A 25,412-nucleotide genomic window follows, 5' to 3' on the forward strand; every position below is an offset into this window, starting at 1 on the left:
TCTATGGGACTTTTTGTTTGCAACAGCTTCAGCTACGTGCAGAAATTTGATTAGATAATGAAATGACTGTTAGTGCGATGGGAAGCACCAAGGAGGAAGGCAATAAAATTCTCTGTTTCTTTGGCCTCTGCATTGTTTTTTTAACTCGGCTGGACTTTTTTTCCGCGGGGCAGAAATGAGGTCTCGAACTTTTTTCAAGGAGTTGGACTCTTTAGTTACCGGTGTATTTTTTTGTAAATTGGTACTATGTAGTACTTCCTCATGTAAAATATCAAAATGGTCTATAAATCGATCTTTATCGGAATCGGTTAGAATTGGCAAGTTATCTAAAAGATTCAAAAGTACAACGAGGGAATCTTTGATTTTAGGCTCATGAGGTTGCAGATCTTCACCGCTAGGCTCACGATGTGGCAGTTCATTAATTAACTGCTCTATGATGCTTGTCAGCTCTTTTACCTCTTCAGGAGAGTTTGCAGTTTTTTTTAAAATGTCTAAAATGGTATTTCTTTTAGAATAATCTTGGTCATTAATACAAGTTGATTCACTCGTTGATCGAACATTTGAAATGGGCGTAGGTGATCGATCACCAATTACAGTTACATATAGCGACTCAGTCTTACTATTTGGCAGCTCATACAGCTGTTCATCAGTTGATTCTTTAATTGATAGCGAATCCTCAGGTGGATCTTTAAGTATCATTTCAAGGTGAGACTCAGTATTAAGGGTAGTATTCGTAGATTGATGAACAAAAGCATGTCCAATTTTTTTTTTCAAAGTCAATTGTCGATTCGTTGTTTGAGGCATATGTATCACTCCTTCTTTTCTGTATTCTAGTATAGTTTATAAAAGAAGAGAGTAAATAAATATTTTTTCTTATGTTTAGAAAAAAAAGTAGCTACTAACACGATTCGTTTATTAGGACTACTATATTTGACGATTTGTTTGCTATTTTATAAAAAGGTATAAAAAAGAGACAGCTTCCGTGTTGAGATATTCTCTTTTTGATCCACAGAAGCAAGTCCCTTATTTTTTAGTTATCCTCCCAACCTGGTAACGATTTTTGACAAAGAGTCCGATCAAAACGAACCAACCAATCAGGAAGAATGCCATCACAAAGTAAAAGAAAATTGGTAAATCATAATAGAGAGTGATCTCATTGATTCCATTGTGCTGTTTGACGATAGGAGTACCGATATCTGTTAATTGATAATCTGTCAATTTTTTGCCGTGTTGCAGTAACACTGTGCGGTCATAGACAATGACTGGTAAATGGACAGTTTCTTCCCCAGTGTTTTTCCATTTGATCGTTAAACGTCCTCCAGGATGAGATTTAATGAACGTGGTTTCTCCTTCCAAGATTTCTTCATTATAGCGATCATATTTATTTGCTTTAGTTTCATGATAGATTGGTAGATAATCGGGTGTTGTCTTTTGAAAAACGAATAAACTAGTCGACATATCATGGTCATAAAATGTTTTTCTTGCCTCTGCTGGTGTATCAAAGAGATACGTGTGACGGCTGACAAATGTTTCGTCTTGCCATTTATCCAGATGCTGATAGAGGTTTTGGATCGTTTGTGCAGAAGCGACAAAGAGAAATAGGACACTCAACGCACGATACCAATTTTTCTTTTCCCATTGATTTAGCGCAAGCGCTAAAAAGAGTAGAAAGAGCAAGGTAAATGGGACAAAGAAACGAAAAGGAAACTGGATCAAGCTTACGAAAGGTACCTCTTTTTCCACTAGTGTTGTCCAAGGGATCAAACTGGTTGAAAGTAGGAAGAATCCAAGACTTGTGCGTAAAAGTAACTTTGTAAAAATGTCGTAGTGACGGCGGAAAAGAAGATACAGTATTAGTCCGATCAATAAAAAAATTGGGAAAATCTTGGGATATGCTAGCCAATAGCTGCCATCCAGATTGATTGCTTTTTGGCTCATTTCTCGGTTGACAAAAGGTGGCAAAATCTTATTTCCACCATAGACGATAGCTAATCCTGCCCAAATATTTACTGTTAGTACAAAATAAAAGAGGACAGATTTGATCAGTTGCCCGATTGCTTTGCCTTTTTCTGTCTGAGTAAAGAAATAATAAAGATAAAAAGGGATATACATCAGTACCAACATAACGGTGGACAGTAAGTGGATCTGAGTCATCAGTGCAATTGAAAAGGTAACTTTCAAGACAGGAAATTTTTTATGAACAACAAAGTCCACTAATGGAATCATGCATAAGGGATAAAAACAGGTGCCCCAACTGGTAAAGCCCTGATTGATTGCCCAATATTGAATGGAATAAGTCGTCATAAATAATACCGAGATTGGTATGCTGACCCATTTTTTCACCTGTACATAATTCAATAGTGTCAACATCGACCAACCAGAAATCACAAAGAGAATAAAGTTTGATAAGATTTGATAGTGGAACCAACTGCCTGAAACTAAAACGATCAAGCCTTGAAAATAAGCAAACAACGGACCATAGATCGCATTGACGATACGCCCGCTTTGCTGAAATCCATACATGGAAGGGAAATAATGGAAATCCCAATTAGCGAATTGTTCAGCGGCATCGTAAAAACGGTTATAATGAAATGGTGCATCTGCTCCAATGATAAGGTCATGTGTTAGGATATTTGGCATAACAAATAAGAATGCAAATAGTAAAATTGTCAAATACGGAACATATTTTTTCAATTGTCATACTCCTTTTTTGATAGTGTAACTTATTTAATCATAAAGCTTACCTAAAAGAGTGGCAAGAAATTCGAAAAAATATGAAAAAAATTATCATTATTACAGGAAATTTTCAAAATACATCCTTTGTTGCTCGCTTTATTTAGATCAATAGTTAATAAAAAAAACAGCCATAGTATGAGATGCTATGGTTGTTTTTCCCTATTCGTATAAGACTAATAGTCAAATCTACGAATGATTCTTATTTTATCCGTTTATAGTTTTTATCAAAATAACGACCTTCTCGGATATCACTAGGCATTCCTTCATAAGGAGCTTCACTAATGACATCTTCATTATTGAGACCAGCATCGCCCATATAAGTAATGTTAGCGAACTCTGGTACTAACAATTTTGGATAAGTTTCATATTTTTCACGTGCTGCTTCCATCTCAGCTATATGTTCATTTTGGAAAGTAACTGTGATCTCAGGATGTTCTTCAACCCATTTAGGAAAGAAAATCGTTCCATGTAATTTTTTTTCATTGGGCATGAAATCCAAGGCCACGTCAGTACCAGTTGGTTCAGTCCAAGTAATTTTGAAGACGCCATCTGTTAACTTAACGATATCTGCTTCTTGATCTTTGACCCAACGGCCTTTGACCATTCCGCCGTGAATTCGATAGTCGACAGTATGGTCATTTTTAGCATACCATTCATATTCCCAACCATTATCGTACGTATAAATAAAGTGTGTACCAATAAAATCTTCTAGTTCTTTAAATTCTTTCATGAAACAACAGCTCCTTTTAAATTAAAACATGTAATAAAGTACATGTTTTTGATTACGTGATTATGATAGAATGAATAAAAGGATTTGTCAAGGAGGAGAGAGCATGGCGAGAAAAAATACGCTACGCTATATTTTGTTAGGATTGTTGAGTAAAAAAAAGATGACAGGCTATGAATTAAACCAATCGTTCAAAAATGAAATCGGTGAGTTTTGGCAAGCGAAGCATAGTCAAATTTATCCTGAATTAGCAAGAATGGAAGAACGAGGGATCATCAAACATGAAGTTGAAATTACAGGGATGAAATTAGAGAAGAAAGTCTATCAATTAACGGATGAAGGAAAGGCATTGTTAAACGAATGGATTCGGACGCCAACGAATGAATTACCAGTCAATCGAGACGAGTTTGTGTTGAAATTATATTTTGTGAAAGATGTGAATGATCCGATGTTGAGAGAGATCATTGAGCAGCAACGGGATCTCCATGAAGAAAAGCGAGCACATCTATTGGCACGCCAAGAGAGGATATTTCCAACAAGAAAAGAACAAGAAGAAAATTATGGGCACTATTTGATTTTATCCCATGCGATCAATCGAGAAACAGAATATGCGAATTGGTTGACGAGCGTATTAGAAGAGCAAAAAAGACAGAGATAATAAATGGAATAGAGAATAGAAAATAAATTTTATTTTTTATTTTATTGATAGTAGCAAACTGAAAAAGATAGAAAAGAAGCAAAAAATGTAGTCGATTATCGTCAATTTCTTAAACTGTTTTGGTAAAACACATGAGAAATTGGGATATTTGACTACATTTTATTTTCCATTGCTTAAAGATTTTTCAATAATTGTTCGAAATCAATTTTTTCGCTTACGGGGACAATTTTATACGTGAGTTCATCTGTTGCTTCATCGTGGATGATATAAAGTTTTGAGTCTTCAGTTGTCTCTTTGAAATCACCGATTAATAAAACAGTATATCTTTCATCAATCAATTCGATTTCTTTGATTGCTTTGGAAAAAACTTTGCGGACATGCTTCATTTTTTTTAGACGTTCTTCGGCTTTTTCAGCTGATTTGTTCAACGTATAGCCTTCATCTAAATATTTTTTGATAATCTCAACCTTGATAACAGTAGGTAATTGATATTTTCGAGGACAATTCACACCAGTAGAAACGGAACGAATGAATTCTTTTTGTTCCCAATATCGTAACTGACGTGGAGACACACCGACAATTTCACTTAGTTCACTGATTCCTACCAGTAAATGATCATTTTCTAATAAACGTTTCAGGGATGCTCCTACCATTTTTGTCCCTCCTTTTGTTGTCTAACTTTCCTTAATTATACTTGGGATAACTTATGTGTCAAGTAGGTTGACAAATGAACGAAATAGGACTAAAGTATTCAAGTGGTTTCAGAAAGAATTCAGAAAGAAGGAGAAATATGAATAAAAATCAACCCGTAGATATTTACGGCAAACCATATAATCGGACACTATTAGTTGTCGTTTTATTGATTGGTACCTTTTGTACGGTATTAAATCAAACCTTATTAACTACAGCTTTTCCTACGCTGATGAAAGATTTTGATATCTCTGCATCAAGTGTTCAATGGCTAACAACAGGGTTCTTATTGGTTAACGGAATCATGATTCCGATTACTGCTTGGCTGATCAATAAATTTAGTTCAAGAAGTTTATATTTATCAGCAATGTCAGTCTTTTTAATCGGAACAATTACCTGTTTTGTTGCCCCTAACTTTAGTACTTTATTGATTGGACGTTTGATCCAAGCCTGTGGTGTGGGTGTTTCAATGCCTTTATTACAAAATATTATGTTATCGATTTTCCCACCAGAAAAAAGAGGATCTGCCATGGGGATGTCAGGGATCGTTATTGGATTGGCTCCAGCTTTAGGACCAACATTATCAGGTTATATTATTGATAACTATCATTGGCGTGATCTATTTGGTATGGTCTTACCAATTGTCGTCTTAGTTTTGGTCTTAGCCTTTTTCTTGATGCGAAGCGTTATTCCGTTATCAAATCCAAGTATCGATATTCTATCTGCTATCCTTTCAACAATTGGATTTGGTAGTTTGCTTTATGGCTTTTCAAGTGTCGGTGATGCTGGATGGGGCAGTGCGAAAGTGATCGGCTTCTTGATCGTAGGGGTAATATTTATTGCCTTATTTGCATGGCGCCAACTTCGTTTGGAAAATCCATTCTTGGAACTGCGTGTATTTAAATCATCAACCTTTACAATTGCAGCAGTTTTAGCTGGTGTAACGAATATGGCGATGGTCGGTGCTGAAATGGTTGTTCCTCTATATATCCAAAATATCCGTGGTGAATCAGCTTTTCATTCTGGCTTGATGTTACTACCCGGTGCCTTGATTATGGGGGCGATGATGCCGATCACAGGTGCGATCTTTGATAAACACGGTGCAAAACGTTTAGCGATTGTCGGGATGTTCGTGCTAACCGCTGCAACAGCACCATTTGCTTTCTTAACAAAAACAACGCCTATTTTATATATTGTTGTTCTCTATGCGATTCGGATGTTTGGGATCTCTATGGTTATGATGCCAGTAACAACATCTGGTATGAATGCTTTACCAAACAAACTGATCAGTCATGGGACTGCAGTAAACAATACCTTCCGACAAATTGCTAGTTCGATTGGGACAGCTATTTTGATCAGTGTATTGACCAATGTAACAAAAGATAATCTACCTGCAAAATCAGTCTTAGAAAGCACGCCTTTAACTTATAAAGACCAAGCGATCAATGCGACATTATCTGGTTACCACGCAGCATTCTTTGTGGCGATCGTCTTTGGTGTGATTGGTTTTGTGATTGCCTTCTTATTGAAGAGAAAAGAACCTGTTCTAGCGAAAGCGGGGGATAAAGCATGATTATTTTCGTATTGATCATTAGTTTAGTGGCTTTTGCCCTAATGAATATCTTTGCAAAAAAAGCTTGGCAAACAATTGTATCATTACTTTTTGGGTTAGTCTTTGTGGCATCCTTAGGGTTGATCGTGGCTAATTTATCCAACCATTTTGGCATGGAAAAAGTAACTGAAACGAAAACCACTAACATCGTATCAAGTGCTGATTCAGATAGTGCAAATATGCTTTTATATCAAGCGTTAGGTGACGGGACTGAAAAAGTCTACCTTTACCGTACGAGTGAAGACCAAAAGAAACCAAAAGCTACCGGTACTGATAATGAAACCAATAAAGTAGAACGTACGACTGGTCAAGCGCAAAAAGTAGCAAAAACAACTTATTGGGTCTATAAAAATGATATGTATAAATTCTGGTTCAATCTAGCGGACAATAACCACGAATATGCCAGTCGTGTGAATACCTTTAAAATTCCAGCTGATTGGATCGAATTAAGTACGGATCAAGCAAAAACATTAGCGCAACGAGTAAAAGAACAACAAAGTACGATGGAAAGCGACGCAAAGGCTTTTGTACAAGAAGGTCTGATGAAAGCTGTGACTGAAAATCCAGCCATGACGCCAGAAGAACAAGCAACCTTGTCAAAAGAATTAGCAACGCAATTCCAACAACAAGCATTAACGAAATTAGTTGAAGAAGTCAAAGCAAATAAATAGTCAGCTAATCAAGTAAGTGCAAGAATCAGTTAATTTCAAAAAGGGCTCCTCCCTACAGTTGAACGATCAGCTGTGGAGAGTCCTTTTTTTTGTTATACTGAACAAAAAAGGGGTGGGGAAATGCAAAAAAAATATTCTTTCCAGTCAAAAATTTATGCTTCTGAAATAGGTAAGGGTGGCGCATATATCATTTTTCCTTATGATCTCAGAGAAGAGTTTGGTGTAGGCCGAGTCAAAGTTCAAGCGACATTTGATGGAGTAGCATATGAGGGAAGTATTGTGAATATGGGGGTGAAAAACGAAGATGGAACAATTTGCTACATCTTAGGGATACGTAAAGATATTCGTAAAAAAATTGAGAAAGACATCGGTGATATCGTTTCTGTAGAAGTGATTCCAAAAAATTAAAGCAGAAGATAGTTGTCTTCTGCTCATTTTTTATTAACTACCATGATGGATTTGCCACAATCCGATCTATTTTTCTAACTCAATTTCTCCGATTCCTTTCAATTCGAGATAAATCGAGGCTTGTTGATCATATCCAGAATAGTCAAAAGTCATATCCCAATAGTTATTTGACCCTTCAGTAACAGAAGTAAATTTAGAATATGGGTAATAGGTTGTCGTCTTTTCAGTTACTATTTTTAATTGAATATTGTTGTCAGCATTACTTTTTGGTTTTGGCAACTTTTTCAAAAAATCTTGTTCATCTTTAAAACGAATGACAAAATTAGTAGGATATGCCATTGCTCGCTCAATCGGTAAAAGGTGATTATTTTTTGGAGTAAAATTTATTTCGTCAAAATAGTTGATCTTACTTGTATCAATAGGTAGTTCCCATTCGCCTTTAAAAATAGAATATGCTTTTGGGTCACTTGCTTTATAGGCTGTGATGCCATTGATTTGTATGGTTGTCTCTTCAAGAGAGGGAACCGAGCCCGTTTGTGTAGGATGTAGATTGTAAATAAATTCCAATGTGTTTGTTTCTCGATCAATGCTCTGTTCCTCATTGATCGAACGGAATAGCGACAAGTCTTCTTTTTCTTCTGCTAGTCCTGAACGAAAATCAATCAAATACTGATCTTGCCCATTTTTGATCCCAAAATTTAATCCATATTTCTCCCATTTTTTGTTTAAAAGCTCCGAGTTTTTTGGAAGATGAACAGTAAAATGTAACCCTAGTTCATTTTTATCTACATAGAGTTCTGTTAACTGTATATCTGCTTTTTTATCATAGGCTGTAAGTTGTTGGTTGGAAATAAACCCTTCTTGATTCAATGTTTCAGAAGTAAATTTCCCAAACCGTAAAAAATTAGCAGTTGCAGTGCCTAAGGGTGAGTAAGCATACAAACAGATACTTATGAGAAATACGGCAACAGCTATCAAATAAACCCGTTTTTTTATGTAGTTTTTAAGTGGAACCTGTTTCTCCTTTCGTATAGAGTCATAGGTGGCTTCTAATTTGGTTCGTACTTCTGAGGGTAAGCGTTCCTCTTTTTTGAGTTCTTCCATAAATTTCTTTTCAGAAATAGTCATTTTTTCTCCTCCTAGCTCTCCTCTATTTTTAGTAGTTTTTTCCCTCGAGCAAGGTGTGTCTTCACTGTATTGACTGGTTCAGATAATATCGTGCTGATTTCTTTGATGGAAAACCCATTATAGTGATAGAGCACCAACGGAATTCGATATTTCAAATCTAATTTTTGTAGCATGTGTTTTAATTCCATTGAATGTATCGTTGTATTTTTTTCTTCCTCGTATTCTACATAAAAAGTTTCTTTCTTTGATTTTTTGAGAATTTTTTTGCAATTATTAATGAGAATTTTGCATAACCAGGTGTTAAAATATTCTGGTTTTTGCACGCTTTGGATATTTTTGTAGGCCGTCAATGCTGTTTCTTGTAAACAATCTGCAATATCTTCTGAATTGTTCAAAAACTTACGCGCTGTATTATAGAGAACAGCTTCATAACTTTTAAACAATTGGACAAATGCCTCTTTATCTCCCTCCTTTGCTTTTTTTACTAAAAATAAATCACTGGGCACACGATTTTCCTCCCACTTCATAAAGATTTTTTCTCTTACATCTATTAGAGTCAAATAAATAGGAAAAAGTTTCAAATACATAAAAATAATTTTGGCTATTTAAGCGTTTTCTAAAAGATGCATATTCTATCATTTAACTGTAAAAAACATAGGTACAGAAATAGGGAATACCTACAGCTCTAAAGTTGCAATTGGAGAAGCAATATGTGCTGGGGGGTCTACACGCAAGAGTGGTACATCTACTATTCTTACAATCCAGTCAACAGTGCATGCTATGTTGTTTCTAACACATAATATTACTGACTAAAAAATAAAGAAGAAACTGAGCTAAAACTTGTCTCAGTTTCTTCTAGTATCTCTAAAAAAGAATAAATAGTGTTCAAAGTCTGACCTTCGGCAATAAGCCGAAATTGTCCAAAAATTTGAGAAGAACCAAGTAGACGACAATCAACAGGGAAAACAAGTATTTGTGTTTCTTGTCAATTGCCGGAAATTCCTTCTTATTTCTTGCTGCTAAGGACTTCTCAATCTCTTTCAATCAATATCAATCGTTTATTCTGCACGCAGAGCAATCGCCGCATCTTTTTTAGCAGCCATTCTTGCTGGGATGTGCCCACCTAACATCGTTAAGATCGTAGAGACGATCACGAGGATCAGTGCATGGAGTGGGTTCAATTGAGCCACATTTTTTAGATCAGTCATTTGATAGAGTAAATGATTGATTGGGAACGTTGCTAACCAAGCAATCAAAACACCTAATAAGCCCGAAGAAATTCCTAAGATACAAGTTTCTGCGTCAAAAACACGAGTGATATCTTTTTTACGAGCCCCTAATGCTTTTAACACCCCGATTTCTTTGGTACGTTCGATGACTGAAGTATACGTGATAATACTGATCATGATCATACTTGTCACTAGTGAGATACCAGCAAAAGCAACCAATACATAAGTGATGGCATCCATCAAACCACCAGTCAATTCAGTCATTGTTCCTGCTAAGTCAGAGTAAATGATTTTATCTTCTTCTGCTTTTCCTTTGTTGTAAGCATCTAAGTAATCAAGGATTTTTTCTTTGTCACCAAAGTTATTTGGATAGATCATGATGCTAGTTGGAATGCTGTCACCACCTAAATAGCTGATCAGTGATTGTTTAGCTGTTTCATCCACTTTTTCGTTGGACATCACGTTCGTATCACTATCTTTTTGCGCTTTTACAATCTCAGAATCTTTATTTTCGTTAACGATTTGTGTCGTTAATTGATCACTATATGCGATTCCAGGTGAAAGAAGATTCATCGTTGAAGAAGATTTCACTCGTAAAATCCCTGCAATTTTTACTTCGTTCGTTGAATTAGCATACATCGTATCGTAATCAGTATTTGGAATAAAGTTGCCAGTAGGTAATTTCGTGTAGTAATCATTGTTGTTGATCACTTTGAAAGTTGTCCCAACAATGCGATCAAAGTCTAGTTTTTGACCGTCTTTTACATCAAAGCCCAGGTTTTTCAAGGCATTGATATTTGTATTGTTGTTACCATCTACGATCAAGACCACGTCATTCGCAGAAGCAGGATAACTGCCTGAAAGCAGTGAATAGTTCGCTTTTAAAAAGTTTTCTTTTTGATTGTCTAACTGTGTTGGAAAACTGGAAACACCGACACCCGTCATAGCAGACATCGTGCTTGATAATGATAATGATTCGTTTTCAGGGTTTTGGTTAGAGAAACTTACTGGTTGCACTTTACCATCAACTTGGCGAAGCATATTGATACCAGTAGCACGAGTAAAGCCAATATTATTACTTAAATTAGGATCGATATCTTTGACATAATCTACATAAGATTGGTCGATTTTATTGGTGTGCTGTGCTTTATCTTCATCACTGATTTTAGCAGTTACCTGCTTTGTATTTGGATAATCCGCTTTACTCGTACCCAATGAAGCAGAATCTGTTGAACGATTAGTTGTCACTTTTGAGATAGTGATCGGGAATTTTGCCATCGTTTCAGACTGTGTTTTATCAATTTGTTTTTGGAAGCCTGAAGATAATGCCAAGACGATCGCAATCCCGATGATCCCAATACTTGAAGCAAAGGACGTCAAAAATGTTCGCCCCTTTTTCGTGCGGATATTATTAAATGAAAGTTTCAAGGCTGTCCAGAAACTCATTTTTGTCCGACGTAAATTGAATTGATCATCTTTTGGTCGTTCGATATGAGGATGTGAATCTGCCAAGATTTTACCATCTGAAAATTCAATGATTCGATCTGCATATTGATGAGCAAGATCAGGGTTATGGGTAACCATGATTACTAGCTTCTCATTAGATAGTTCTTGGATCAATTCCATGATTTGGATACTTGTTTCGGTATCTAGTGCTCCAGTTGGTTCATCGCATAAGAGGATATCTGGATCGTTGGCTAAAGCACGGGCAATTGCGACCCGTTGCATTTGTCCGCCAGATAATTGGTTTGGTTTTTTGTGCATATGATCCGTTAAACCGACACGGCGTAAGGCTTCCTCAGCCTTTTGGCGTTTTTCTTCTTTGGCCACACCGCTAAGTGTCATCCCTAATTCAACATTTTCGATGATTCCTAAATGTCCAATCAAGTTATAACTTTGAAAAATAAAACCAATCGAATTGTTTCGGTAAGCATCCCAATCGCTATCTTTAAAGTCTTTTGTGGACTTTCCGTTGATCACCATATCTCCGGAATCATAGTTGTCTAAGCCACCGATGACATTCAACATCGTTGTTTTTCCTGAACCACTTGGACCAAGAATGGCAACAAATTCTTTTTTTCTAAAGGCAACAGATACGCCATCTAATGCTTTAGTCGTTGTTTCGCCAACTTTATAATATTTCTTTATATCTTTAAGTTGTAGCATATTCGTCCTTCTTTCTTATTAGAATATTCGGTATACTTAAAAGTATATCAGAACAATAAACGCAGTATAATCAATGAATGTTAACTCAATATGAACAATCAGAAAGAAACAAGAAATTTTTCAAAAAATCGAGGGAATAAAATGAACCGTATATTAGTAGTAGAAGATGATGAAAATTTACAATTGCTTTATCGTTCAGTATTAGAACATGCTGGGTTTTCGGTAGTCACAGCTAGTAGTGGAACAGAAGCACTAGCACGATTGGAAAATTTTCATGTAGAATTGATTATTACCGATATCATGATGCCTGAGATGGATGGTTATGAATTGTTGGAAAGTTTACGAGATGGAAAAATAGAGCTTCCTGTGCTGATGATCACAGCTAAAGCCGATTTTGAAGATAAAAAACGCGGTTTCCAGTTAGGAACGGATGATTACATGACGAAACCCGTAGATGTCAATGAAATGGTTTTACGTGTAGAAGCGTTATTAAGGCGAGCAAAAATCAATCATAGTAATCAATTGAATATTGGAAATACTACCTTAGATCAGGAAACGTATGAAGTGAGACAAAATGAAAAGGTCAGTGTGCTGCCTCAGAAAGAATTTCTTTTGCTTTACAAACTGTTAGCTTACCCGAATAAGATTTTTACGAGACAACAATTGATGGACGATATTTGGGGGCTGGATACAAATACAGAAGAACGAACGATCGATGTACATATCAAACGATTAAGGACACGTTTTGAAGCAAGTGAAGATTTCCAGCTCATCACCGTTAGAGGACTCGGGTATAAAGCGGAGGTCAAAAGATGAAAAAGAAATTATACTCTCAACTGTGGATCTACTTTGCTAGCATTGTGTTTGTTTCAATATTAGTGACTCTACTGTGCTTCTTAGGCTTTATTTTTTTGCTTTCTCATCAAAACGTTACGCCATCTGAACGACCAACACTCTATCCGTTATTCGTTTTTGCTTTTTTTAGCATGATCGTCGGCACGGTAATCTCTGGCTTTGTCGGTCATAGGATCTTGAAGCCAATCAGTGAACTACGTAAAAATATGAGTAAAGTAGCTACAGGTGATTTTTCTATTCGAATGGAGGAACCTCCCAAAGTCGCAGAAGTCCAACAGTTATATAAAGATTTCAACGTGATGGTCCAAGAACTCAATAGCATCGAAACGCTAAGAAATGATTTTGTTTCGAGTGTTTCACATGAGTTTAAAACACCACTAGCGACGATCCAAGGCTATGTCCAATTGTTACAAGCACCAGATATTCCAGAAGAAGAGAAGCAAGTGTTTTTGCAACGATTGATTGAAAATATTACTCAGCTCTCACAGTTGACTGAAAATATCTTGAAACTAAATAAGTTAGAAAACCAAAGTGTCAAAATCGAAAAGCATAAATTTCGTTTAGATGAACAAATACGAGAAGTCATCGTGTTTTTGCAACCTAAATGGGAAGGGTTGAAGTTGCATATCGATTTGGATACGGTCTTTTATGAGGGAAACGAAGAGTTTTTATACCAAGTGTGGTTGAATATCATGGATAATGCGATCAAGTATAATCAACCTGATGGCAAGATCGAAATTCGTTTGACTCAAAATGCTACAGATATTTTATTGGAAGTAACGGATTCAGGTGTAGGGATGAACGAAGAAACTCAAAATCGCATTTTTGAAAAATTTTATCAAGGAGACACAAGCCGTCAGATGGCTGGCAATGGCTTGGGATTGTCTTTGGTAAAAAAAATCCTTGAATTGCATGAGGGTACGATACGCTATAACAGCATTCCTGAGGTAGGAACCACAGCTGTGATCAGCTTGAAAAAATAAAAAGCTAAACTTTAATGATGAAGTAGTTGTTCTATTCAATTGTTTTATTATGAACTAAAACCAGATCAATTACGTTATAAAAGAAACATACTAAGATGAGTGGGTAAGGTATTCCGTCGACTAATCTTAGTATGTTTTTGTCTTTCTCAAATGGCTCAACTCTAATAATCTGAAGCAGCAATTGATTTCGGAGCGTTATTCATAGATTTTAGATCTGACTATTATGCTGTTTTATTTAAAAATAATCAACATTTATATTTTAAAACAATATTATATGTAGTATAATATGTTGTGAAAGAAGATATTGTATAAAAGAAGGTGAAGGAATGCACATCCAAGTTCCAACGATATTGCTTGATGGCACGGTATTAGCTGCATTGAGTAAAGAAGATATGTATGGCTATGCGTTGACTAAAATCGTACAGGAAAGCCTGTCGGTAAGTGAGTCAACGATGTATCCCGTCTTAAGAAGGTTAAAAAAAGAAGGATTTTTAGATACTTATGATGAACCCTTTGAAGGAAGAAATCGTCGATATTATCAATTAACACCAGCGGGGTATAATCGGTTAGAAGATATTATTGATGAGTGGATCGTCTTTCGAGATTCCTTAAATCGATTATTGGAGGATAATAAACATGAATGAATATTTAGATGAGGTAATAGAGGAAATCCAAGAGATTCCTGAAGATGACCGATTCGATTTGATTCAATATTATGAAGAATATTTTTTAGATTCTGGCAAAACAATTGATCAAATCATTGAAGAATATGGTACGCCTAAACAGTTTGCGCTTAAATTGAAAATCAATTATTTCTCTGAACAAGATGATTCAGCAACAGATGAAGTCAACCCAAGAAGTTCTAAACGACAAATTCGGTTGATTTGGATGATCGTGATTGGCTTATGTGCCTCCCCTCTGTTGATTCCTTTGGCGATTGGTTTTGTTGCAGTGATCGTGGGGTTATTATGTCTATTAGTCGCTTTGCTGGTAGGTGGTTATGTCGGTTGTATTACTGTTTTAGGACTTGGATTATTTTCAGTTGTTTCGGGTATTGGTGTGTTGGGGCAGTCGATAGAAAGTGGATTATTTTACGTTGGATTAGGGCTATTCGCTACTGGAACCGTCGTCTTCTGTGCGCCGCTCCTTCTGAAAATGACAAAATGGATATTTAAAATGATGATGAATTTTGTGAAGTGGGTTGGACGTCGTTTTGTAACGAGACGTGCGATTCATTCGTCGAAGTTATAAGAAAAAGAGGTGTGAAGATGAAATTAAAATATTTTTTAATGGCTGGTCTAGGGTTGATGGTTAGTGGTGGCTTACTTGCTGGGACAACCTATGCGTTTGGGACGCACCGAAGCCTTGCTTGGGAAAATGGCCCTCAATTGGTCGAAATGAACCATGACTCACAAGTGATATCGACAAAAGAAAAAATCAACAAAATAGTGGTCAATGCACAATACCAACAAGTTGAGATCAAACGTGGCAAAAATTTTGAAGTTAACTCTACGTATGAAAAAGCAAGTAAACCTCAAGTCACTACTAAAGGAGATACTTTGACGATTAACGGAAATGGTCGTGAACAAAACGTCTTGTTTCATGTAATGAATAACACATCCAAAATCACTCTGACAGTTCCTAGCGAACTTCCTTTAGATCAACTTGTGTTAGAAGGAGAGCAAGGACAACTGTTATTAAATGACGTAGTGAGTGAGAATGTTTCCGTTACAAATAATGGTGGATACATTACATTTAATAAAGTTGATGGAAAAAAAGTCAAAGTAAATTCTGTGCAAAGTTATGTAAATATTGATAATTCAGATATTTCAAACATCGAATTGAATGCCAAGTATGGGAATCTATTCTTAAATGGATTCAAAAATACCCAAGGAACAGTTATGTTAGAAAATTGCTATGTAGACTTTCTTGATAATGGAGAGATTGGATTAGATATTGATCTATTAGGGATGTCAACTGTCACAAAAAATAATGAAGAATTACCAATCAAAACAGTGATCAAAGGAGAAAACAATATAAAAATCACTGGTTATGATAGCAGTGTGGTGATAGCTGACGAAAACCATCAGTATGATGTTTAAAAAGGATAAAGTCTGTCATTAAGAGGAAGTAAAGAGAAATAAATCGAAGAGGTTCAAAGATAGGTGCAACTATTTTTGGAACTTTTCGATTTTTTGATTAAGCGATTTTTTTCAAAAGATTTTGAATGACGGTCGTTGATTATGGATGATGATCCACGTAAAATTTTTTTCGAATAACGGTTTATTCACATTTAGATAACGATTTTACATCTTTTATCTCAGATAGGTGTTTGATAGATACTTTCTCAGATAGGTTAGCTAATATAACAGACATGACTGTTAGGATGCTAAGACATCGGTCAGTATCATGGGGAAGAACGATTTTTTTCATCGCTTAACTTACAAATCTGTAGTAAAATAAGAGAAAATAGAGAAAACACAGCTGAGATAATAAGGTGGAAAAATAGATGAGAATAGATGAAGCGAAACGAGAAGAGCTACAGTTAGAAATAACAAAATTACATAATTATCTCACGGAACTTAATCATAAATATTATGATACAAAAAAAGAACGTGTGATGATCGATTACCCGAATAACTCAGAAGGTCGGCAATTAGAACAAGTTTACAATGAAGTATTCCATCATTTATTGAAAGTAAAGAGGGAATTAGACTATTACTCTTTGCCGATTTTAGATACAGGGATCTTAAAGTACGACGAAGAAAAAGAGCGTTTTGTGTTCAAATCAGTTCGAGAGAATTTGATTCTTTCTGCAGGAATTGATTTAGAGATTTTAGTGGAAGATTATTTTACTGAAGAAAAACATTGGGTACGCACAAGGTTAGAATATCTACCCCAAACTTCCGGAGGACCACAAGTGAGTGGTTGGTATATCACAGAAGATAAGGAATTAGAATTAGAGGGAGTGATGGCACGGATTAGAAAGAAACCAATCATGTAGGAATGGTCTAAGAAAGGAACTAAGTGATGAGTGAAAAGAAAGCGGTTTATGTAAATGGGTATATTGGATTGATCGGTTTGGTGTTATTAGTTGGTATCGGCGGCTTCTTATTCTATTTTGGCATGACAAGTGGAGCGATCTTCCAGACGGTCATGGGTTTCGTTTGTTGGTTGATTGCTATTGCACTACTAAGCTCCGCAACGGTTGTTAGTCCCAACCAAGCAAAAGTTATTTTGTTTTTTGGACAGTACATTGGGACGATACGAGAAAGTGGGTTTTTCTTAACGGTTCCGTTTGCACAAAAAATCAACTTATCTTTAAAAGTACGAAATTTTAACAGTTCGGTTTTAAAGGTGAACGATCTAGACGGCAATCCCATCGAAATATCTGCCGTCGTAGTCTTTAAAGTTGTTGACACGGCTAAGGCGTTGTTCGATGTGGCGTATTACCAAGATTTTGTTGAGATTCAAAGTGAGACAGCGATTCGTCATATTGCCAGCCAATACCCTTATGATACTTTCAATGAAGAAGATTTGACTTTGCGAGGCAATACGACTGCCATCTCTGATGAATTAGCCAACGAGCTACAAGAGCGGTTATCTGTTGCTGGGGTCGAGGTGATTGAAACGAGATTGAATCATCTAGCGTATGCGACTGAAATTGCTAGTGCAATGTTACAAAGACAACAAGCAAAAGCTATTTTATCGGCTCGGCAAACGATCGTTGAAGGAGCAGTTACGATGACACAAATGGCATTGGAACAAATTGAAACAGGACAAGAAATCAATTTCACAGATGATCGGAAAGTCCAATTGATCAATAACCTACTTGTTTCGATTATTACAGATAAAGGAACACAACCAGTCATTAATACAGGGACAGTGAAAGAAAAATAGCCATTATTGAGTAAATATCGTATGATTGTAACGAATTTTTCAACTGTATTTTTTCTATAATAAAACAGTAGAGTAGTCAGAGACTGAGCCAAAACTCAGTCTTTTTTAGTATTTCTAAAAACGAATAAACGGTGTTCAAAGAGCTGACCTTCGGCGATAAGTCAAAAATCTCAAAACATGGGGAGCTGTTTCAAGATTTTCATCCTTAACGCTCAGGTCAAGTCACTCTTTTCACGACCTCTTGCTAAACGGCGTTCAAGAAGCAACTCCTCAACAATAAGCGATGATTTTCTAAAATATGAGGAGCTATTTTAAAAAATCCTCTCTTATTCGCTCGGAGTTGAACGCTTCTTTCACAGCCTCTTGCTTTAAACGGTGTTCAAACATCAGCTCCTTGAAATAAGCCTGAATTTTTCAAAACATGAGAAGCTGTTTCAAAAAATTCTTTCTTATTGTCATCAGAGCTACCCGATGTTTTCACGACCTCTGATTCACGGCGTTCAAAGAGCTGACCTCTTGTTTACAGTAAGATCAAAGCAGCATCTTCAAAAAATATGAGAAGCAGTTTTCGGAAATTCCTTCTTATTTCTTGATGCTAAACACTTTTATCTCAACTTCTTTTTATAAAATTCATCAAACTATTATCTAAATAAAAAACGATTCGATTCAAGCTTGCGGATCACTCTTTTGCTTTGTGATAGATAAATGACAATATTGAAAGATATTTGACAGCTAAATCAAAGGTAAAATACGGTCTTTTTTTTTATAATTGCCCTATCATATGTGAAAGAAGGAGAGGAAATGAAGAAACTACTGGTCGGGATTGGCATTTCCATTGCAGCGTTGGTATTAGGTTCGGTAGTTTTTATCTTTGGGGGCCTAAAAATTGCGGATCGAATGATCATGGGTGGCGATAGCTACTATGTCAAAATTACGACAGATGGAGAAAAAGAGGAAATAAAAGATAATCGTAATGAAATAACCATCCAATATAAATATACTCTTCCCGGATATGATGAAAAGGGAAGTGAAAAAATATTAACATTTAATGGACAAAAACCGCGTCCTTTAAGAAAAGGAGCCTATTTAGAGATTACATGGAATAAAAGCAAAGGTGTCACTTCTTATGAAGAAGTCAAACAAAACGATATACCTAAGTTAGCACAAGAAAAACTAAGTAAAGGATAGATGAAAATGGAAAAAATTGTTGAGGTTCAAAATGTAACAAAAATCTACGGTAAGAATAATGAGAAGAAGACACAAGCCTTAAGTGGGATCAGCTTTACAGTAGAAAAAGGAGAATTTATCGGAATCATGGGGGCTTCTGGATCTGGTAAATCAACGTTGTTAAATATTTTATCTACATTAGACAAACCCACAGACGGAAATATCCGAATCAATCAAAACGATGTAACAAAGTTAAAAGGAAACCAATTAGCAGACTTTCGTGCGAAAGAGATTGGCTTTATTTTCCAAGATTTTAATTTACTAGAAAACTTAACTGCACAAGAAAACATTGCAGTACCACTTTCCTTACAAGGTGTTAAACCTAAAGAAATCAAGCGACGGGTCAAAGCAGTAGCAGAACGTTTATCGATTTCTCATATCATGGGAAGTTATCCTTCTGAAATTTCAGGTGGTCAAAAACAACGGGTAGCAGCAGCTCGTGCCTTGGTTACACAACCAACGATCTTATTAGGTGATGAACCGACTGGAGCTTTAGATTCTAAGAGTGCGCGTGATTTGCTAGATACGATGAAAGAATTGAATCAAAAAGATGATGTTTCAATTCTATTAGTAACACATGATCCGTTTTCTGCTAGCTACTGTGAACGAATCTTATTTATCAAAGATGGCGGTATCCACGAAGAAGTCAAACGTGGCGAACAAAGCCGTGATGAGTTTTATCGTTATATTCTAACGATCTTAGGAAATCTAGAACAGTAAGGGGAGGAAAAAACATGCTTTGGAAATTATCGCTTACTGGGATTAAAGGGCGTTTAAGAGATTATATTGTTTTATTTTCAGGTTTGGTTATGACTTCAGCTATTTTTTATATGTTCGAGTCAATCGCAAGCAATGAAGCGTTTTTAGAAAGTAATTCTACCGTTGGATCAACTGTTTTAATTTTTCATTTTGGCTCGGTATTATTAGCAATCATTACTTTTGTGTACATCCTTTATGCTAATTCATTTTTAATGGCGATGCGTCAGAAAGATTATGCAATGTTTATGATGTTAGGGGCTAAGGGCAGAAAAATTGCACAAATGATTTTTACCGAAACATTTGTTGTGGGTGCAACGGCGACCGTCGTTGGCTCTGCGATTGGTGTAGGGCTAACAAGTATTGTGGAACGAGTACTCGTTGAACAATTAAACATTTCAATTACGCATTTTACACCATTTAGTGTAAAGGGTATTCTGATCACTCTTTTCTTTTTTGCTGTTTTGTTTTTATTAGCAGCAATCACCAATGCTTTTTCAATTGTGAAAAAGCCAATTCTTACATTGATTCGTGCGGAAGCTACACCAACACGAATGAAACAAAATAAATTTTTATTTTTACTTGAAGTTGTATTAGGGGTTGTTTTATTAGGCGTTGGTTATTACGTTCTATCAGAAATTGCACGTATTGGATTGTCTGGTTTAGGGATTTCTCTCGTAACGATTTGTCTGGGAACCTATTTCATTTTCCATTCAGTGATTATTTTCTTCTTGTCTTTACTGAAAAAATTAGAAGGTATCTCATTGAAAAAGTTGAACAACTTTACCTTATCACAATTAAGCTTTAGGATTCGTGACTATACGCAAATGCTTTCAATGGTAGCGATCTTATTTGCTTTAGCTTTAGGAGCGTTAACAGTTGGTTTAGGATTCAGAAATCAAATCTCCGCATTGACCAATTCATCAAACGCTTATGATTTAGTTCTAAACAATGCACAAAAGATTGACCAAGGAAAAGTCAGAGAACTAAATCCAACGTCAAATAACATCTATGCTCAAAAAGAAGATGAACAATACGTTTATTACAATTATGATGAATGGGAAAAAGAGCCGCTTAGATATATTGCATATAGTGGGAACACTTTTGCGGATAACAAAGTAAAGACAGCAACTGGTGAAGAAATCGCAAAATCAAGTGAGTTGCAAGAGACATTAAGACAAAACGAATTACCTACGCAACAAGCGAAGGGAATAAAATTAGTTCGTGCGAGTGAATTCGATCAATTAGCGTTGCCAGAAACAACGTTACAATTAATTACAGTCAAAGATTTTGAAGCAAGTTTACCAGGTATCGAAACATTAGTAAAAGAAAATAATCAAGTCAATCCAGAGTTGAAAGATTACCAAGCTATGAGTGGACAAAAATATGAAATGTATCAACAAGTGAATGGTATTTTCTCAGGGATGGAATTTATGGGCTTCTTCCTAGGAATTGCGTTCTTAGCGATGTTAGCAAGTTGCTTGATGTTTAAGATTCTTTCAGGTAGTAAGAGCGATATTGGTCGATATACGATGTTAGAAAAAATCGGTGCGACTCGTGGTTTATTAAGACAATCGATTCGACGAGAAATTGGTGTTTTATTCTTAGCGCCTGGTATTTTAGGAGCGATCCATGTCTTATTTGGTTTAAGACTATTTGAATTTTTAATGAATGATCCATATCGTGATGTGTTGATACCATTCGGAATTTTCTTTGTCATGTACTTTATTTACTATGTATTGACTGTTTGGTTATATACAAGTATTGTTTTGAAAAGAGAGAAATAAAAATACTCTAAATAGGTGAAATTGGTTGGTTTCATCGATAGCACTTGTTAAAGAGACGAAAAAGAAGCATTGGTTCATCTGAGGTATTGACTAGGTAATATCAGCTTCTGGAATAAATTTCCATATGGATTACTGAAGTGGTTTGATGGACGATCCAATAGTTTAACAAAAGGCACACTCCTTTGATTTTTGTTCGTTACTTGAATCTTACAAGGTTGTGTGCTTTTTGTGTACGCTAAAACAAGAAACATCTGAGACATCACACGTTCACTCTAAACATGAATAAGCCGGAGAAGAGACTGAGACAAAACTTGTCTCAACCTCATCTCCGGCTTGTTTTCAGAGCTAGACACTTCTGTCATAGCTTTTTTTAAGTTAATCTACTCCATGATGGATGGATGATCGCTAAGTTTTTCAATAAAGGAATGGTGTCGGCTTTGACTTTAATGACAGTCGTTTTTGGAATTTCTCTGGCAGATAGTTGCAAGTACAATTCCCAGTAATTTGGTGTTTTCATTGTAGAAAGATATTCTGGTTTTTTCGTAATTGTTTTTAAAGACCAAGTGTCTACGTCAACTAGCGACATCTCATTTTTATCCCAAGACACAGGTACTACCAAAGGTTTTGAAACATTTTTAACTTTGGTTTCTTTATTATCTTCTTTTTTCGGTTCATCGTATTTAGTTAAATCATACGATTCAATGATCGCATTCAATTTTTTGGCGTATTGTTTATCTGTAGCATAGCGGCCTTCCAGATACTTCGTTGCCTCTTTATAACTTTTGGCTTCAGATTTCCAAGTTGGTTTGTAGAAATCTTTATTATTGGACAACCCGCCTTTGATCAATTTCGCATAGTCTTCTAAGCTTTCTTTATAAGAAGGGTATTTACGGAAGGTTGCATGGATTTGGTAATTTGCACCGTTGCTGTCTTGTTCCAAAGTATTGAACAAAACACTTTTTCCTTCATAAGTTCCTTTTATGCCAAACAGATTATAGTTTGGTTCACTTGCCAACAAACTATTGCCAGAACCACTTTCTAAAATCGCTTGAGCCATCATAACAGAAGCGTAAATGCCTTCTTTTTGACCAATTTCTTGCGCGCTTGTAGCAATTTTTTTCAAAAACTGATCTGTTGTTTGATTTTTTGTAAAGTTGAATGAATCATTTAAACCATCTAAAATAGACTGGTTTTTCAGTTGGTCAGTCACGCTTGGTAGACCTGCGATATTGACACGTACTGCAAAATCTGGTCTGAAATCAGCAATTGAAGTAATCCGAACTTTGTCGCCTGGTTGAGGGGCATGAATAAATTGTCCATTACCAATATAAATCCCAACGTGATGAGTGACACCTGAGGAAGGTCCCCAGAATACTAAGTCACCTGGTTGTGCTTGATCTACTGGAATCTGTGTTCCAGCGTATTGTTGTTCACCTGTCCATCCACCGATATAATGACCAGTGGCTTTCATGTAAACATAATAAGCTAAACCCGAACAGTCAAATGTACTTGGTCCTTTTGCTCCCCAAACGTAGGGTCTGCCTAAATATTTATAGGCTTCTTTCACGATTTCTTTTTGAACTGCTGTCGTGTTTGTTGGTAAAGTTGTTTCAATCGGTGTTTTGCTGACAAAATCGGAGGACCCGTCTACAGGATTTTCAATTCCTGCCTGTTGACCTTTATTTTTGTCATTTGTTTGGTGATTGGAAGAATTATTGGTATTCGCTGAAACAACTGAATCGTTACTGGTTGACGTTGACGGTTTCGATTGTTCTTTTGAACTATCAGTTGGTTTATTTTTATCTGTGCTAGGTTTCGTTGTATCATTAGGTTTTGTCGTTTGAGAAGAATCTTGCGTATTTCCAGCTGAATTAGTCGTATCCTGAGTAGAAGAGTCTTCAGATGGAACAGTTGGTGTGTTGAATGAAGCAGTCAATGATAGATCCATTACACCAACGACAAAGAATCTTTTTTGATAATTCACTTCTTGGGCACCATTTACTTGGAAAGAAAGTAATTTTTCACCTTTAGGAGGGGTGATTTCATAGAACACTTTCGTTCCTTCTTTCAATCCACTGACCGTGCCATTAGGTTGGATGGTCAACTCTTTTTCTTCTCGAGGGGCGTTACTGATAACAGACAGCTTAATTTTCCCCAGTAATTCGGGATTAACTGTCAGTGTATGTGTCGCAACTTCTTCCGCAGGTTTCTCAGTTGATTCACCTGTTTCAGTCGTTGATGAATCAGTGGTTGATGATTCGCCCGTTGAGCCAGTTGTGGCTGATGAATCTGTGGTGGACGATTCAGTTGTGTCTGTACTTGAGGCTGTTGAAGTTACAGAATCACTTCCCGAAACAAGTGAGCTACTTGTAGTTGTTGGTTGGTTTTCTGTTGCAAAAACAGCTTGAGTCGATAAAATCGTTGGAGCAATCAGCCAAGATGCAGCAAGTAGGCGTATTGCTTTATTTTTGTTCATATGCGGTACTCCTTTTCTTTTTGCTTGTGACGAGTCTCTATGCTCATGCAACTGTTGTTAATACATAACAAAGATCTGATTTTTTTGATTAATAAGCTACGATTCTTTTTTCTAATAAGTCGCTTCGCTTTAACATTTTAATTATTCTGCATGCCATTAATTTGTTGGGGGAGAACAAATTTGGGGGAAATGGTCATACTACTTAAATTGTACCAAAGGAGATAGATTTCTACAAAATATTTGTAAAAATAACGACCGTAAAAAACAAAAAAAATAAAACACAAAAATACTTCATCATGTTTTATTTTTTTCTTCATAATTTATTCACAAACGCTACTTACACGCTTAGTTGAAGCTCTTTTTTTCAATTCTACTGGTAATAATTTTTCGCTCCATTCTTTTTCAGGTGACTGGATACGGGCTAATAATAATTGAGCAGCAGATTGTCCTAATTCAAAAATTGGTTGAGCGATCGTCGTTAATTTTGGTTTGACATATTCACACATATCCACATTATCGTATCCAATCACACTATAATCTTCGGGGATTTTCTTTCCATGTTCTTCCAACCCACGATAAATACCAAAAGCGAGCTCGTCGTTTAAGGCAAAGATTGCGGTCGCAGAGGAATTAAGAATCGTTGGAACGACCTGGTACCCACCATTTTTAGAAAAATGAGTAGGTAGTAACAATAAATTGTCGTGCGAGAGCTGATAAAAATCTAGTGCATGTTTAAAACCCTCGATCCTACGATAGACGTTTTCAGGGGGATTTTGTGGATAAACGAGCGCAATGGATTGGTGACCTAAATGAAGTAAGTGTGTACCAGCCAAGTATCCTCCACGAAAATCATCTGTGCTGATCGCATCACTAAATCCTTCAGCCTTTTTTTGATCCAACACAATAAAAGGTCGATTTTGTTTCTTGAGATTTTCATTGATTGCTGTAGTCGAAACAGCGGAAGTAGCTATGATAAACCCATCGACGCCTCGTCGTGCTAATTCAGCTAAATACTCAATTTCTTTTTGATGGTCAGAATCAGCGTTACATAAAATCGTCACGAAGTTTTGTTTGTATAACACATCTTCAATTCCACGCATTAGCGTATTAAAAAAAGGGTTGGTGATATCCGGCACGAGGACACCAATCGTTTTTGTTTCTTTCGTAATCATTTGGCGAGCGACATAGTCAGGTTGATAGCCGAGAATGTCTTTTGAAGCAAGCACTTTTTCAACTGTTTTAGCGCTGAATTTTTCTTCATTACCATTTAAAATCAATGAAACAGTGGCAATGGAAACACCAGAATGTTTTGCCACGTCTTTAATCGTTATTTTCTTTTTCTTCATTCTGATACTCCTATCTAACGGTTACTTTTATTTTCCCATGGAAAACCAGCAATGTAA

23 protein-coding genes are annotated in these 25,412 nt (G+C 36.1%); 14 read left to right on the forward strand and 9 right to left on the reverse strand.

All coding sequences use genetic code 11. The features are described 5' to 3' along the window. Positions 1-69: 69 nt before the first annotated feature. From IGK81_RS01390 to IGK81_RS01400, 3 genes are all read right to left on the reverse strand, one after another. On the reverse strand, positions 70-804 hold the full coding sequence (locus tag IGK81_RS01390) for a hypothetical protein (RefSeq protein ID WP_034699274.1): 735 nt from the start codon (positions 802-804) through the stop codon (positions 70-72). A gap of 219 nt (positions 805-1,023) precedes the next feature. Further along, complete coding sequence (locus IGK81_RS01395; protein WP_374188438.1) at positions 1,024-2,640, reverse strand: hypothetical protein; 1,617 nt, start codon at positions 2,638-2,640, stop codon at positions 1,024-1,026. A 295-nt stretch (positions 2,641-2,935) separates the two neighbouring features. Then, a complete protein-coding gene (locus IGK81_RS01400; protein WP_034699269.1) occupies positions 2,936-3,466 on the reverse strand; it encodes a phenolic acid decarboxylase in 531 nt (176 codons plus the stop codon). A 103-nt stretch (positions 3,467-3,569) separates the two neighbouring features. Between IGK81_RS01400 and IGK81_RS01405 the strand changes: the two genes are divergently transcribed. Beyond that, positions 3,570-4,121, forward strand: coding sequence for a PadR family transcriptional regulator (locus IGK81_RS01405; RefSeq protein WP_034699266.1), 552 nt, complete (start codon positions 3,570-3,572; stop codon positions 4,119-4,121). Between the two features lie 173 nt (positions 4,122-4,294). On the opposite strand, the gene IGK81_RS01410 is transcribed toward IGK81_RS01405, so the two are convergent. Further along, positions 4,295-4,774, reverse strand: a complete 480-nt coding sequence (locus tag IGK81_RS01410; protein ID WP_010720251.1) for a MerR family transcriptional regulator — start codon at positions 4,772-4,774, stop codon at positions 4,295-4,297. Between the two features lie 137 nt (positions 4,775-4,911). On the opposite strand from IGK81_RS01410, the gene IGK81_RS01415 reads away from it, so the two are divergent. From IGK81_RS01415 to IGK81_RS01425, 3 genes are all read left to right on the forward strand, one after another. After that, positions 4,912-6,384, forward strand: coding sequence for an MDR family MFS transporter (locus tag IGK81_RS01415; protein WP_034699264.1), 1,473 nt, complete (start codon positions 4,912-4,914; stop codon positions 6,382-6,384). Beyond that, entirely contained in the window at positions 6,381-7,094 is a 714-nt protein-coding gene (locus IGK81_RS01420; protein WP_034699262.1) for a DUF4811 domain-containing protein, read from the forward strand. The genes IGK81_RS01415 and IGK81_RS01420 overlap by 4 nt, the downstream gene beginning before the upstream one ends. A gap of 120 nt (positions 7,095-7,214) precedes the next feature. Beyond that, positions 7,215-7,502: a DUF1905 domain-containing protein gene (locus IGK81_RS01425; RefSeq protein WP_034699260.1), complete on the forward strand. Its 288-nt coding sequence runs from the start codon at positions 7,215-7,217 to the stop codon at positions 7,500-7,502. 66 nt (positions 7,503-7,568) lie between these two features. Here the strand turns inward: IGK81_RS01425 and IGK81_RS01430 are convergent, their stop codons facing one another. The 3 genes from IGK81_RS01430 to IGK81_RS01440 all read right to left on the reverse strand — a co-directional run bounded on the left by IGK81_RS01430 (position 7,569) and on the right by IGK81_RS01440 (position 12,025). Continuing rightward, positions 7,569-8,630, reverse strand: a complete 1,062-nt coding sequence (locus IGK81_RS01430; protein WP_034699258.1) for a DUF4179 domain-containing protein — start codon at positions 8,628-8,630, stop codon at positions 7,569-7,571. 11 nt (positions 8,631-8,641) lie between these two features. After that, positions 8,642-9,157: an RNA polymerase sigma factor gene (locus IGK81_RS01435; protein ID WP_034699256.1), complete on the reverse strand. Its 516-nt coding sequence runs from the start codon at positions 9,155-9,157 to the stop codon at positions 8,642-8,644. A 531-nt stretch (positions 9,158-9,688) separates the two neighbouring features. Beyond that, complete coding sequence (locus tag IGK81_RS01440; RefSeq protein ID WP_010720245.1) at positions 9,689-12,025, reverse strand: ABC transporter ATP-binding protein/permease; 2,337 nt, start codon at positions 12,023-12,025, stop codon at positions 9,689-9,691. 141 nt (positions 12,026-12,166) lie between these two features. On the opposite strand from IGK81_RS01440, the gene IGK81_RS01445 reads away from it, so the two are divergent. From IGK81_RS01445 to IGK81_RS01490, 10 genes are all read left to right on the forward strand, one after another. Beyond that, on the forward strand, positions 12,167-12,841 hold the full coding sequence (locus IGK81_RS01445) for a response regulator transcription factor (RefSeq protein ID WP_010720244.1): 675 nt from the start codon (positions 12,167-12,169) through the stop codon (positions 12,839-12,841). After that, positions 12,838-13,863: a HAMP domain-containing sensor histidine kinase gene (locus IGK81_RS01450; protein ID WP_010736934.1), complete on the forward strand. Its 1,026-nt coding sequence runs from the start codon at positions 12,838-12,840 to the stop codon at positions 13,861-13,863. The genes IGK81_RS01445 and IGK81_RS01450 overlap by 4 nt, the downstream gene beginning before the upstream one ends. Positions 13,864-14,189: 326 nt before the next feature. Then, positions 14,190-14,507, forward strand: a complete 318-nt coding sequence (locus IGK81_RS01455; RefSeq protein ID WP_010736935.1) for a PadR family transcriptional regulator — start codon at positions 14,190-14,192, stop codon at positions 14,505-14,507. Further along, positions 14,500-15,114, forward strand: coding sequence for a DUF1700 domain-containing protein (locus IGK81_RS01460; protein WP_010720241.1), 615 nt, complete (start codon positions 14,500-14,502; stop codon positions 15,112-15,114). Before IGK81_RS01455 ends, IGK81_RS01460 begins: the two co-directional genes overlap by 8 nt. 17 nt (positions 15,115-15,131) lie before the next feature. Next, entirely contained in the window at positions 15,132-15,965 is an 834-nt protein-coding gene (locus IGK81_RS01465) for a DUF4097 family beta strand repeat-containing protein (protein WP_010736937.1), read from the forward strand. 407 nt (positions 15,966-16,372) lie between these two features. Next, on the forward strand, positions 16,373-16,867 hold the full coding sequence (locus IGK81_RS01470; RefSeq protein ID WP_010720238.1) for a DUF5348 domain-containing protein: 495 nt from the start codon (positions 16,373-16,375) through the stop codon (positions 16,865-16,867). A gap of 26 nt (positions 16,868-16,893) precedes the next feature. Continuing rightward, entirely contained in the window at positions 16,894-17,763 is an 870-nt protein-coding gene (locus tag IGK81_RS01475; RefSeq protein WP_034699254.1) for an SPFH domain-containing protein, read from the forward strand. 801 nt (positions 17,764-18,564) lie between these two features. Next, positions 18,565-18,951, forward strand: a complete 387-nt coding sequence (locus IGK81_RS01480) for a YxeA family protein (RefSeq protein ID WP_034699252.1) — start codon at positions 18,565-18,567, stop codon at positions 18,949-18,951. A gap of 6 nt (positions 18,952-18,957) precedes the next feature. Then, on the forward strand, positions 18,958-19,710 hold the full coding sequence (locus IGK81_RS01485) for an ABC transporter ATP-binding protein (RefSeq protein ID WP_034699249.1): 753 nt from the start codon (positions 18,958-18,960) through the stop codon (positions 19,708-19,710). 14 nt (positions 19,711-19,724) lie between these two features. Further along, a complete protein-coding gene (locus tag IGK81_RS01490; RefSeq protein ID WP_034699246.1) occupies positions 19,725-21,533 on the forward strand; it encodes an FtsX-like permease family protein in 1,809 nt (602 codons plus the stop codon). Positions 21,534-21,903: 370 nt separating this feature from the next. On the opposite strand, the gene IGK81_RS01495 is transcribed toward IGK81_RS01490, so the two are convergent. Together IGK81_RS01495 and rbsR are read right to left on the reverse strand one after the other, a co-directional pair. Beyond that, a complete protein-coding gene (locus IGK81_RS01495; protein ID WP_034699243.1) occupies positions 21,904-24,009 on the reverse strand; it encodes a glucosaminidase domain-containing protein in 2,106 nt (701 codons plus the stop codon). A 320-nt stretch (positions 24,010-24,329) separates the two neighbouring features. Then, a complete protein-coding gene (rbsR, locus tag IGK81_RS01500) occupies positions 24,330-25,355 on the reverse strand; it encodes a ribose utilization transcriptional repressor RbsR (RefSeq protein WP_034699241.1) in 1,026 nt (341 codons plus the stop codon). Positions 25,356-25,412: the final 57 nt, after the last annotated feature.

Origin of the sequence: Enterococcus sp. DIV0703, assembly GCF_051711065.1 — a bacterium.
GTDB lineage: Bacteria > Bacillota > Bacilli > Lactobacillales > Enterococcaceae > Enterococcus_B > Enterococcus_B hirae.

Coding starts and splice junctions, on each gene's coding strand:
- IGK81_RS01405 (WP_034699266.1), top strand. CDS start 3,570: ATGGCGAGAAAAAATACGCTACGCTATATTTTGTTAGGATTGTTGAGT.
- IGK81_RS01400 (WP_034699269.1), bottom strand. CDS start 3,466: ATGAAAGAATTTAAAGAACTAGAAGATTTTATTGGTACACACTTTATT.
- IGK81_RS01435 (WP_034699256.1), bottom strand. CDS start 9,157: ATGAAGTGGGAGGAAAATCGTGTGCCCAGTGATTTATTTTTAGTAAAA.
- IGK81_RS01430 (WP_034699258.1), bottom strand. CDS start 8,630: ATGACTATTTCTGAAAAGAAATTTATGGAAGAACTCAAAAAAGAGGAA.
- IGK81_RS01410 (WP_010720251.1), bottom strand. CDS start 4,774: ATGGTAGGAGCATCCCTGAAACGTTTATTAGAAAATGATCATTTACTG.
- rbsR (WP_034699241.1), bottom strand. CDS start 25,355: ATGAAGAAAAAGAAAATAACGATTAAAGACGTGGCAAAACATTCTGGT.
- IGK81_RS01495 (WP_034699243.1), bottom strand. CDS start 24,009: ATGAACAAAAATAAAGCAATACGCCTACTTGCTGCATCTTGGCTGATT.
- IGK81_RS01480 (WP_034699252.1), top strand. CDS start 18,565: ATGAAGAAACTACTGGTCGGGATTGGCATTTCCATTGCAGCGTTGGTA.
- IGK81_RS01485 (WP_034699249.1), top strand. CDS start 18,958: ATGGAAAAAATTGTTGAGGTTCAAAATGTAACAAAAATCTACGGTAAG.
- IGK81_RS01470 (WP_010720238.1), top strand. CDS start 16,373: ATGAGAATAGATGAAGCGAAACGAGAAGAGCTACAGTTAGAAATAACA.
- IGK81_RS01425 (WP_034699260.1), top strand. CDS start 7,215: ATGCAAAAAAAATATTCTTTCCAGTCAAAAATTTATGCTTCTGAAATA.
- IGK81_RS01465 (WP_010736937.1), top strand. CDS start 15,132: ATGAAATTAAAATATTTTTTAATGGCTGGTCTAGGGTTGATGGTTAGT.
- IGK81_RS01450 (WP_010736934.1), top strand. CDS start 12,838: ATGAAAAAGAAATTATACTCTCAACTGTGGATCTACTTTGCTAGCATT.
- IGK81_RS01390 (WP_034699274.1), bottom strand. CDS start 804: ATGCCTCAAACAACGAATCGACAATTGACTTTGAAAAAAAAAATTGGA.
- IGK81_RS01440 (WP_010720245.1), bottom strand. CDS start 12,025: ATGCTACAACTTAAAGATATAAAGAAATATTATAAAGTTGGCGAAACA.
- IGK81_RS01415 (WP_034699264.1), top strand. CDS start 4,912: ATGAATAAAAATCAACCCGTAGATATTTACGGCAAACCATATAATCGG.
- IGK81_RS01420 (WP_034699262.1), top strand. CDS start 6,381: ATGATTATTTTCGTATTGATCATTAGTTTAGTGGCTTTTGCCCTAATG.
- IGK81_RS01475 (WP_034699254.1), top strand. CDS start 16,894: ATGAGTGAAAAGAAAGCGGTTTATGTAAATGGGTATATTGGATTGATC.
- IGK81_RS01460 (WP_010720241.1), top strand. CDS start 14,500: ATGAATGAATATTTAGATGAGGTAATAGAGGAAATCCAAGAGATTCCT.
- IGK81_RS01445 (WP_010720244.1), top strand. CDS start 12,167: ATGAACCGTATATTAGTAGTAGAAGATGATGAAAATTTACAATTGCTT.
- IGK81_RS01395 (WP_374188438.1), bottom strand. CDS start 2,640: ATGCCAAATATCCTAACACATGACCTTATCATTGGAGCAGATGCACCA.
- IGK81_RS01490 (WP_034699246.1), top strand. CDS start 19,725: ATGCTTTGGAAATTATCGCTTACTGGGATTAAAGGGCGTTTAAGAGAT.
- IGK81_RS01455 (WP_010736935.1), top strand. CDS start 14,190: ATGCACATCCAAGTTCCAACGATATTGCTTGATGGCACGGTATTAGCT.